Annotated in this window: 10 protein-coding genes; 7 read left to right on the forward strand and 3 right to left on the reverse strand. The window is 63.2% G+C overall.

What is annotated here, in order from left to right; genetic code table 11:
* The 7 genes from yidC to WBB85_RS17425 form a co-directional block, all read left to right on the forward strand.
* The coding region (gene yidC / locus WBB85_RS17395) for a membrane protein insertase YidC (RefSeq protein WP_432639858.1) at positions 1 to 1,197 on the forward strand (1,197 nt) is incomplete at its 5' end.
* Complete coding sequence (locus tag WBB85_RS17400) at positions 1,194 to 1,949, forward strand: MOSC domain-containing protein (protein WP_432639859.1); 756 nt, start codon at positions 1,194 to 1,196, stop codon at positions 1,947 to 1,949. The genes yidC and WBB85_RS17400, both read left to right, overlap by 4 nt.
* On the forward strand, positions 1,946 to 2,596 hold the full coding sequence (yihA, locus tag WBB85_RS17405) for a ribosome biogenesis GTP-binding protein YihA/YsxC (protein WP_432639860.1): 651 nt from the start codon (positions 1,946 to 1,948) through the stop codon (positions 2,594 to 2,596). The genes WBB85_RS17400 and yihA overlap by 4 nt, the downstream gene beginning before the upstream one ends.
* A gap of 397 nt (positions 2,597 to 2,993) precedes the next feature.
* The gene (gene argB / locus WBB85_RS17410) at positions 2,994 to 3,887 is read left to right on the forward strand and encodes an acetylglutamate kinase (RefSeq protein WP_432639861.1); all 894 of its coding nucleotides are present in this window, start codon (positions 2,994 to 2,996) and stop codon (positions 3,885 to 3,887) included.
* Between the two features lie 100 nt (positions 3,888 to 3,987).
* Complete coding sequence (locus WBB85_RS17415) at positions 3,988 to 4,293, forward strand: hypothetical protein (protein WP_432639862.1); 306 nt, start codon at positions 3,988 to 3,990, stop codon at positions 4,291 to 4,293.
* Positions 4,294 to 4,352: 59 nt separating this feature from the next.
* On the forward strand, positions 4,353 to 5,015 hold the full coding sequence (locus tag WBB85_RS17420) for a ferredoxin (protein ID WP_432639863.1): 663 nt from the start codon (positions 4,353 to 4,355) through the stop codon (positions 5,013 to 5,015).
* Entirely contained in the window at positions 5,012 to 5,530 is a 519-nt protein-coding gene (locus WBB85_RS17425) for a SixA phosphatase family protein (RefSeq protein WP_432639864.1), read from the forward strand. The genes WBB85_RS17420 and WBB85_RS17425 overlap by 4 nt, the downstream gene beginning before the upstream one ends.
* A gap of 77 nt (positions 5,531 to 5,607) precedes the next feature.
* Here WBB85_RS17425 and pheT read toward each other — a convergent pair whose 3' ends face one another.
* The 3 genes from pheT to pheS all read right to left on the reverse strand — a co-directional run bounded on the left by pheT (position 5,608) and on the right by pheS (position 9,515).
* Positions 5,608 to 8,016 (reverse strand): phenylalanine--tRNA ligase subunit beta, encoded by a 2,409-nt coding sequence (gene pheT / locus WBB85_RS17430; RefSeq protein WP_432639865.1) that lies wholly within the window; start codon positions 8,014 to 8,016, stop codon positions 5,608 to 5,610.
* Positions 8,017 to 8,097: 81 nt separating this feature from the next.
* Complete coding sequence (locus WBB85_RS17435; RefSeq protein WP_432639866.1) at positions 8,098 to 8,436, reverse strand: hypothetical protein; 339 nt, start codon at positions 8,434 to 8,436, stop codon at positions 8,098 to 8,100.
* On the reverse strand, positions 8,433 to 9,515 hold the full coding sequence (gene pheS / locus WBB85_RS17440) for a phenylalanine--tRNA ligase subunit alpha (RefSeq protein ID WP_432639867.1): 1,083 nt from the start codon (positions 9,513 to 9,515) through the stop codon (positions 8,433 to 8,435). Before pheS ends, WBB85_RS17435 begins: the two co-directional genes overlap by 4 nt.
* Between the last annotated feature and the right edge of the window lie 119 nt (positions 9,516 to 9,634).

Raw genomic sequence — 9,634 nt, forward strand, 5'->3', positions numbered from 1 at the left:
GCCCCTTACGGTATCATTGCCCGGCATGGCATTCCCGATGCGTCCCGGATCTACGTCCTGCATGAAGGCGTGGTTGGCATGGCCGATGGCAAGCTGTCCGAGATCAAGTACAAATCGATCCCGGATCTTGACGCCGATGCCCGTGAAGGCGGCCCGACCGAGCGGACAGACATCACGGCAAGCGGCTGGATCGGATTTACCGACAAATACTGGATGACGACGCTTGCGCCCGCTCAAGGCCAACCCTTCACCTCGGTCGCGAAATACATCCCCGGTGCCGACATCTACCAGACCGAGGCGCGATTGCCCGTGATGGACGTTGCTCCCGGTGCGACCGTCGAAGCCCGGATGATGGTTTTCGCGGGAGCGAAGGAATGGGAAGTCATCAAGCACTATCAGGATGACGGAGAGATCACCGGCTTTGTCGATTCGATCGACTGGGGCTGGTTCTTCTTCCTCACCAAGCCGATGTTCCGCCTGCTTCACTGGCTGCATGGCGCCATTGGCAATATGGGTTGGGCGATCATTGCCCTGACGGTCATCATCAAGCTCATCGTCTTTCCGCTGGCGCGCAAGTCCTACATCTCGATGGCCAGGATGAAGGAATTGCAGCCCGAGATGGAGGCCCTGAAAGAGGCCGCCGGCGACGACCGCCAGAAGATGCAAAAGGGGATGATGGAGCTTTACAAGAAGAACAAGGTCAACCCGGCCTCGGGCTGTCTGCCGATCCTTCTGCAGATCCCGATCTTCTTCTCGCTCTACAAGGTCATCTACGTCACGATCGAGCTCTATCACGCACCGTGGCTCGGCTGGATCAAGGACTTGTCGGCCCCCGACCCGTCGTCGATCCTGAACCTCTTCGGACTTCTGCCCTTCGCGACGCCGGAACAGGGTTCCCTCTTCTTCATCTTCTCGCTGGGCGTGCTGCCGATCCTTCTCGGCATCTCGATGTGGTTCCAGCAGAAACTGAACCCGGCCCCGACCGATCCGACACAGCAGATGATCTTTGCCTGGATGCCGTGGATCTTCATGTTCATGCTGGGCAGCTTCGCCTCGGGCCTCGTGCTTTACTGGATTGCGAACAACACGATCACCTTCATCCAGCAGTACACGATCATGTCGATGCACGGAAAACGCCCCGAACTCTTCGACAATATCAAGAGCGGCTTCAAACGCGACAAGTCGGCACCGAAATGACACCGACGGTCGCCTCGCTCCAGCGCCATCCGCTGAAATCGCATGGACGCGAGGCGCTGTCGCGTGTCCTTCTGAACGAGGGTGCGGATCTGCCTTGGGACCGGCATTGGGCGGTGGCGCATGATGCCGCTAAGATCACTGAAGGCGAATGGTCGCCCTGCCAGAACTTCTCGCGCGGGTCCAAGGCGCCAAAGCTGATGGCGATCAATGCCGCGTTGGATGAGGCGACAGGGGCGTTGACCCTTACCCATCCCGAGCGGCCCGACATCACGTTCCGCCCGGACGATGTAGCGGATGCCGCAAGGTTCATCGACTGGGTGCGGCCGATCAGCCCCGCAGACCGGGCGCTGCCGACGCGGATCTATTCGGTCACGGGGCGCGGCATGACCGACACCGACTACCCGTCGATCTCGCTCATCTCGATCGCTTCGAACCGGGCGCTTGCCGAACATATGGGTGTTGACCTGTCGCCCCTGCGCTGGCGCGGCAATATCTGGCTGGAAGGTCTGAAGCCCTGGGAAGAGCGCGGCTGGATCGGCCGCCGGTTGCGGATCGGTGGCGCGGTGCTGGAGATCGTCGAACCGAAGGAACGCTGCATGGCCACGACCGCGAACCCGGCTACGGGTGAACGGGATGCCGATACGCTCAGGGCACTGATGGCGCTGCATGGCGACAAGGATTTCGGCCTTTACGCCCGTGTGATTGAGACGGGCGCAGTCAATGTCGGTGATCAGGCGGAGCTTCTGCCGTGACCATTCCGTTCCCGCTGGCCCCCGCGCCTGACGATGCCAGCCGCGAAAAGGGGCGGCTGATGTTCGCGGGCCCCATCGACTTTCTCAAAGGCGTCGTCGCGATGTCCGGCCTGCCCCCGGCGGACCGGATCGAGGTTTGTTTCGCAGGCCGCTCCAATGTCGGAAAAAGCTCCCTCATCAACGCGCTGACGGGGCGCAAGGCGCTGGCGCGCGCGTCGAACACGCCGGGCCGCACCCAGGAGATCAACTATTTCACCGCAGGCGATAGCCACTACCTCGTCGACCTTCCCGGCTATGGTTATGCCGAGGCGCCGGTTGCGGTGGTGGCAAAATGGCAGGCGCTGCTGAAATCCTATCTCGGCGGTCGTCAGACCTTGCGCCGCGCCTTCGTGCTGATCGACATGCGCCACGGCATCAAGAAGGTGGATGATGAGATCCTGACGCTTCTCGACCGCTCTGCTGTGACCTTTCAGGTGGTCCTGACCAAGGCGGACAAGATCAAGACCTCGGAGCATGAGGCGATCCTGAGCCAGGTCCGCGGCGCGCTGCAAAAGCACCCCGCCGCCTATCCCGAGATCATCGTGACCTCGTCCGAAAAGGGCGACGGCATCGAAACGCTGCGGACAATCATCGCTACCATGGTGTGAGGCGGACGCGTTCTGCCGTCCCTCCCCGATTTCTGTTCAGGTTCAGGACTTTTCTGCCATTCGAGGATACGCCTCTTCGCCCGGGAACAAGCGCGACGCGCGCCGGGCGAGCGCCTGCCCGTCCCGGCGGGCTGGCGCTTTTGAGATCGCGTGCTTCGCATGAGGTTAGAGGGGCTTTGCGGGCATAAAGCACCCCGAGTACAGGTCGCTGCGCCACCCCACGGGCAGTCGCTCGCCCGGCTTGCGTGGCGCTTCCCAACGACCACAAAGCCTCAATCCGGCCAACCCGATTTCGCAGCATTGCCAGTTTCCTTGCAACGTATTCGCTCCCCACTCTTGGCCGACGCCACGGAAACCGCTAACACCACGTCATCCGCCCTTTCAGGTTTTTTCGTGAATGAGAAAGCAAGACATGAACCGTGACTGGATCGCCACCGCCCGGACACTCTCCGAGGCGCTTCCCTATCTTCAGCGCTATACCGGCGCCGTCGTTGTCGTGAAGTTCGGCGGCAATGCGATGGGTGACGAAGACGCGATGGCCGAGTTTGCCCGCGATATCGTGCTCATGCGACAGGTCGGGATGAACCCGGTCGTGGTCCATGGCGGCGGGCCGATGATCAATGATCTTCTGTCGCGGCTTGGCATCAAGTCAGAATTCGTGCGCGGCAAGCGTGTGACCGACAAGGCCACGGTCGAGGTGGTCGAGATGGTGCTGACCGGTCTTGTCAACAAGCGCATCGTCCAGGCGATCATGGATGAGGGTGGCCGCGCAGTCGGACTGTCGGGCAAAGACGATGACCTGATGGTCTGCGAGGCTGACGATCCGGAGCTGGGCTTCGTCGGCAGGCCGGTCGAGATGAATGTGCAGGTCCTGCGCGACCTTTTCGCCGCCGGGATCATTCCGGTCGTGGCACCAGTCGCGACGGGCATGGAGGCGAATGAGACCTTCAACGTCAATGGCGACACTGCCGCAGGGGCCATTGCGGGCGCATTGCAGGCGGATCGCCTGCTCCTGCTGACCGATGTCTCGGGCGTGAAGAACGAAGCGGGCGAGGTCATGACCCAGCTGACACCGGAAGAGGTGCGCGACCTGACCGCCAGGGGCGTCATCGCGGGCGGCATGATCCCCAAGACCGAAACCGCCCTGAAGGCGATCGAGGAAGGCGTGCGCGCCGTCGTCATCCTTGATGGCCGCGTGCCCAATGCCTGCCTTCTGGAGCTGTTCACCGATCATGGTGCAGGCTCTCTCATCCGCACGACCAAACCGCGCGTGACGCCGCGCGAAAAGTAATCGCTTCGGGCACAAAGCTCCTGACAGAACCCTGTCAGGAGGGGGCATGTATTGGTTCCCGCATCGGCCGAACCCGGCCCATGCACGGAGGAGAACCAGAATGACCCAGATCCTCGAACGCGTCCGTTTCCGCACCCTGCCCGGCACTGATGAGGCGCAGTTCATCGCCGCCGCCGCTGCGATCAGCGATTGGGCCAAGACGCAGCCCGGCTTTGCCTATCGCACACTTGTCCGCGACGGCGAGGAATGGATCGACCTCGCCTTTTGGAGCGACCTCGACGCGGCCAAGGCGGCATCTGCCGGGTTCATGGAGGCAAACGGCAGCAGCGCGTTCATGGCAATGATCGACCCGGAAAGCGTCAGGATGGAGTATCTGAGTCAGATGCACAGTGCCATGGCGGCCTGACGCCGTGGCAGGTCGTCTTTGACATTGCCCGGGCAAGTGGGGCGGGTCATGTTTGGCGCATGACCACGCCCGACCTTGCCCGCATTGAACGCCTCGCCGCCACGCACCGCCTTGCCGTGTTCGGCGGCTTTCATCCCGCAGCCGGGGACGACTGCCCGGATGGGACCGGAACGCTCCTGCTGATCGGTCCGTCAGAGCCAGGCTTCTGGGCGCATGTGACCACCATGCCCGAATGGCAGGATGGCGCGCCGGACCCGTTGGATCGCTGGTCAAAGCGGGTTCTGGACGATATCGCGGCGACCTTCTCGGGTCAGGCGATCTTTCCCTCTGACGGGCCACCCTATCCGCCGTTCATTCGCTGGGCCCAGCGGACGGGGCGGGTCTGGGCCTCACCCGTCCAGATCCTCGTCCATGATCGTGCAGGGCTCATGGTATCTTTCCGGGGGGCGCTGGCGCTGCCCGGGCGTATCGACCTGCCCGCGCCGCCCCTCGCCTCGCCGTGCGACACCTGCCCTGACCGCCCCTGTGAAACCGCCTGCCCTGCCAGTGCCCTGACACCGGCGGGATATGACGTGCCCGCCTGCCACGCTTTTCTTGATACATCCGCCGGACAGGACTGTCTTTCTTCCGGTTGCCACACACGTCGCGCTTGCCCGCTGTCACAAGCCTATGGCAGGCTGCCGGAACAATCCGCCTATCACATGAGGCTCTTTCACAGATGACCCCTTCCGGCCACCGCCGCCTGATCCTGACCCGCCACACGAAGTCCGCCTGGGACGACCCCGGAACCGCCGACCATGACCGGCCATTGAACCAACGTGGACGGCGCGCGGCGCTGGAACTGGGGGAATGGCTGAATTCACGAGGATACGAGCCCGATCAGGTCCTCTGTTCAACCGCAGAGCGGACCAAAGAAACCTGGAGCCGGATGGCCGCAGCCCCGCTTGAAGTGACCCCGAAGGTGGAGTTCCTGTCAGCCCTCTATCACGCGGCGCCCGATGTGATGCTGAAATACCTCTCCAAGGCGACGGGAGATTGCGTCATGATGATCGGGCACAATCCCGGCATCGCGGAGTTCGCCGCCCGCCTGCCCGCGCGCCTGCCTGTTGACCCGGACTTTCAGCGCTATCCGACCGGCGCGACGCTGGTGGTCGATTTCCAGATCGATAACTGGGCCGCGATCAAGGCGGGGTCAGGCTCGGTTCTGGATTTCTTCGTACCGTCCGGGCGGGACTGAGCCGCCCCCGACGCGACACATCAGGATCACGAGACCGGCAGGGAAGACGGGGCAACCCCGCCGTCCCTGCCAATATGTCATCCCCTGAGCGTGCCGCCCGTCGCCTTTGCCACCTTCTCGACGATCTTGGCCGAAACGGCCTCGATCTCTTCGTCGGTCAGGGTCTTGTCGCGCGGCTGCATACGGACGGAAATCGCCAGCGACTTCTTGCCAGCACCCATCTGCGCCTCGGCCTTCTCACCGGTGAACTGGTCAAAGACCGCGACACTTTCAATCAGCACCTTGTCGGCACCTTGCGCGGCATTCACCAGCGTCAGCGCCTCGACGCCCCTGTCGACGACAAAGGCGAAATCGCGTTCGACCGCCTGAAGGTCGGAAATGCCCAAGGCCGCGCGGGTCGTGGTCTTGGATTTCGGGAAGGGCACCTTTTCCACATGGATGGTGAAGGCGACCGCAGGCCCCTTCACATCCATCGCGCGCAGAACCTTCGGATGCACCTCGCCAAAGGTGCAAAGCGCGTTCGGCCCAAGCCCCATCACGCCCGACCGGCCCGGATGGAACCAATCATCCGCCTTGCGACTGATCTGCACCTTCTGAGGCGCGCCAAGGGCGGCCAGAACCGCCTCGGCATCGGCCTTGGCGTCATAGGTATCGGCCGGGCGACGCGAGCCGTAGGGGTCGCGCGGCGCGGTGGCGCCGATCAGAAGGCCCGCCGCCTGCAGGGCCTGTTCGCCGGGCTCGCCGCCTGCGAAAGCGGGGCCAACCTCAAAGAGAGCCAGATCCATGAAACCGCGCGCCTGATTGCGGGCGGCGGCCTGCAAGAGGCCCGGCAGCAGGTCGGGGCGCATATGGGTCATCTCGGACGAGATCGGGTTTTCGATCCGCGTCGCCTCTTCCCCACCGCCGAACATCGCGGCGGAAGGGCCGTCGATGAAGCTGTAGGTCACGCATTCGTTGTAGCCAAGGGCCGCAAGCGTCCGCCGCGCCGCCTTTTCGCGCATCTGCATCGGCGTCAGGATCGGCTTTGGCACACCGGGTTTGGTGCGCCGCATCGGCTTGCCTTCCAGCTTCGTCAGCGACGCGATTCGCGCCACTTCCTCGACCAGATCGGCCTCGCCCAGCACATCGGGGCGCCAGGACGGCGGATGGGCCATGTCACCCTTCAGGGTGAAGCCAAGGGCCTCCAGAGTGTGGCGCTGATCGCCCTCGGCGATATTCATGCCGACAAGGCTCACGACCTTTTTCGGGTCAAACCGATAGGCCCGGTCCGTCACCGGCACCGCGCCGTCCATGACGACCTCGGACGCCTCGCCGCCACAAAGATCAAGGATCATCCGCGTCGCGAGTTCCAGCCCCGGCAAAGTGAAGTCCGGGTCGACGCCACGTTCGAAGCGATAGCGGGCATCGGAATTGATCTTCAGCGCGCGGCCCGTCGTGGCGATGGTGATCGGGTCCCAATAGGCGCTTTCAAGGAAGACATCCGTCGTTTCCTCGGTGCAGCCGGAAACCGCGCCGCCCATCACACCGGCGATGCTTTCGGGACCGTTGTCATCCGAAATCACCATCATGCCAGGCTTGAACGTATAGGTTTTCTCGTCCAGCGCCTCGATCGTCTCGCCGCCCGCCGCCGGATGGATGCGCAGATCGCCCTTGACCTTACCCGCATCGAAGACGTGCAGGGGCCGGTTCTGGTCGAAGGTGAAGAAGTTGGTGATATCGACGAGCGCCGAGATCGGACGCAGCCCGATGGCCTTCAGCCGCGCCTGCAGCCAGGCCGGGCTCGGCCCGTTCTTCACGCCGCGGATCAGGCGGCCGGTGAAAAGCGGACAGCCCTTTTCCTTCAGGGCCGCGTCGATCACCACCTTGATCGGGCTTTCAAACCCGCCCTTGACCGGCTGTACGTCGAGCGGTTTCAGCTTGCCCAGTCCCCGCGCCGCAAGGTCGCGGGCGATGCCGCGCACGCCCAGGGCATCGGGACGGTTCGGGGTGATCTTGATATAGATCATCGGATCGACCGCGCCGGGGCGGTTCGCCGCCAGCCAGTCCACGAACCGCTCACCGACCTCGCCCGAGGGCAGCTCGATGATGCCGTCATGTTCGTCGGAAAGCTCAAGCTCGCGCTCCGAGGCCATCATGCCATGGCTCTCGACCCCCCGGATCTTGCCGACGCCCAGGGTCACGTCGATGCCGGGGACATAATCGCCGGGCTTGCAAAGGACGACCGTGATCCCTTCCCGCGCGTTCGGGGCACCGCAGACGATCTGCTTTTCGCCCTCGTCGGTCAGCACCCGGCAGACCCGCAGCTTGTCGGCATCGGGATGCTGTTCGGCGTGCAGAACCTTGGCCAGCGTGAAGGCCGAGAGCCGCGCGGCAGGGTTCTGCACCTCCTCGACCTCAAGCCCAAGATCGGTCAGCGCATAGAGGATCTCGTCGAGCGTGGCTTGCGTCTCAAGATGGTCTTTCAGCCAGGAGAGGGTGAATTTCATCGTATCGTCCCATGTGTAGGGCGGGGTTCACCCCGCCATTCCGGCGCGCGGTGGGGTGAACCCCGCCCTACGGCTTGCTCGCTATCCCCAACCCATTAGTTTGCTAATTGCTGTGACAGCCAAAGAAGAGGTTGCACCCTTTAGAAGTTCGTATGCTTCCTTGGGTCCAGCCGATTTCAACTTTTCCCAGAATGCGTTCACTTCCAGTGCCTCAACGGCATCGTGTCCTAGGGCAGTTAAGCGCCAAACGGCCTCATCGGTCTCAACTACTAGTCCCTCATCAGCCATCAGCTTTAGATGGTATTCGTCAGCCCGTTCCTCGTCAGAAGCGTTCAACAATCCAGCGACAATGAGGAAGCCCTGCGGCTCGCCTTCAAGACGCAAGAGAAGGTTTCGAATGCGATCGCGTTCCCGCTTCACCTGCTCAGCCCCCCGGCCACCGTCGGCATGTCGAGGCTCGCAAAGCCGTAGTGCCTCAGCCAGCGCAAATCGCTCTCGAAGAACGCCCGCAAATCCGGGATGCCGTATTTCAGCATCGCCAGCCGGTCGATCCCCATCCCGAACGCAAAGCCCTGCCATTCGTCGGGATCGACCCCGGCCGAGCGCAGCACATGCGGGTGGACCATGCCGGAGCCGAGAATTTCCATCCAGCCGTCGCCCTCGCCGATCTTCAGCTGCCCCTTGTCCCAAGAACAGCGGATATCGACCTCGGCCGAAGGTTCGGTGAAGGGGAAATGCGAGGCGCGGAAGCGCAGCTCGACATCGTCGACCTCAAAGAAGGCGCGGCAGAACTCTTCCAGCACCCATTTGAGGTTGGCCATGGAGGTATCGCGGTCGATCGCCAGCCCCTCGATCTGGTGGAACATCGGCGCATGGGTCTGGTCCATGTCCATGCGGTAGACGCGGCCGGGTGCTATGACGCGGATCGGCGCGCCGTGGGTCTGCATGGCGCGGATCTGCACGGGGCTGGTATGGGTGCGCAGCACATGCGGCGGGCGGTTGTCGCCCTCGGCCCGCGCCATGAAGAAGGTGTCATGCTCCTGCCGCGCGGGGTGTTCCGGCGCGATGTTGAGCGCGTCGAAATTGTACCAGTCGCTTTCGATCTGCGGCCCTTCGGCGACGGCAAAGCCCATATCGGCGAAGATCGCGGTGATTTCCTCGGTGACCTGGCTGACCGGGTGGATCGTGCCCTGACGGCGCGGACGGCCCGGCAGCGTAACATCGAGCCATTCGGATTTCAGCCGCTCATCAAGGGCGGCATCGGCCAGCGCGGATTTCTTGGCGCGCAGTGCCGCGTCAATCTCATCCTTCAGCCGGTTCAGCGCCTGCCCGGCTTCCTGCCGCATGGCGGGGTCCATCTGGCCAAGCTCTCGCATCTTCAGCGAAATCTCACCCTTCTTGCCAAGGGCCGCCACGCGCAGCTCTTCCAAAGCGGCCTCATCCCCCGCCCTGGAAATGCCGTCGAGATACTTGCCCTTAAGCGCGTCCAATCCGTCCATCGGTCCCTCCGGCGAATACCGGCCTCTGCTATCACAGCCTTCCTCGAATTCAAGGAGGCCAAAGAAAAACCCCGCGGGAGGCCCATCAGGCCACTCGCGGGGTCAAACTGTCCCTCAGG

This window comes from Albidovulum sp., from assembly GCF_049646345.1.
In the GTDB taxonomy this organism is placed as follows: Bacteria; Pseudomonadota; Alphaproteobacteria; order Rhodobacterales; family Rhodobacteraceae; genus Albidovulum.

Excerpts from the sequence above, each read along its gene's own strand:
- argB (WP_432639861.1), top strand. The coding sequence starts at position 2,994 with ATGAGAAAGCAAGACATGAACCGTGACTGGATCGCCACCGCCCGGACA.
- WBB85_RS17425 (WP_432639864.1), top strand. The coding sequence starts at position 5,012 with ATGACCCCTTCCGGCCACCGCCGCCTGATCCTGACCCGCCACACGAAG.
- pheT (WP_432639865.1), bottom strand. The coding sequence starts at position 8,016 with ATGAAATTCACCCTCTCCTGGCTGAAAGACCATCTTGAGACGCAAGCC.
- WBB85_RS17400 (WP_432639859.1), top strand. The coding sequence starts at position 1,194 with ATGACACCGACGGTCGCCTCGCTCCAGCGCCATCCGCTGAAATCGCAT.
- WBB85_RS17420 (WP_432639863.1), top strand. The coding sequence starts at position 4,353 with ATGACCACGCCCGACCTTGCCCGCATTGAACGCCTCGCCGCCACGCAC.
- pheS (WP_432639867.1), bottom strand. The coding sequence starts at position 9,515 with ATGGACGGATTGGACGCGCTTAAGGGCAAGTATCTCGACGGCATTTCC.
- WBB85_RS17415 (WP_432639862.1), top strand. The coding sequence starts at position 3,988 with ATGACCCAGATCCTCGAACGCGTCCGTTTCCGCACCCTGCCCGGCACT.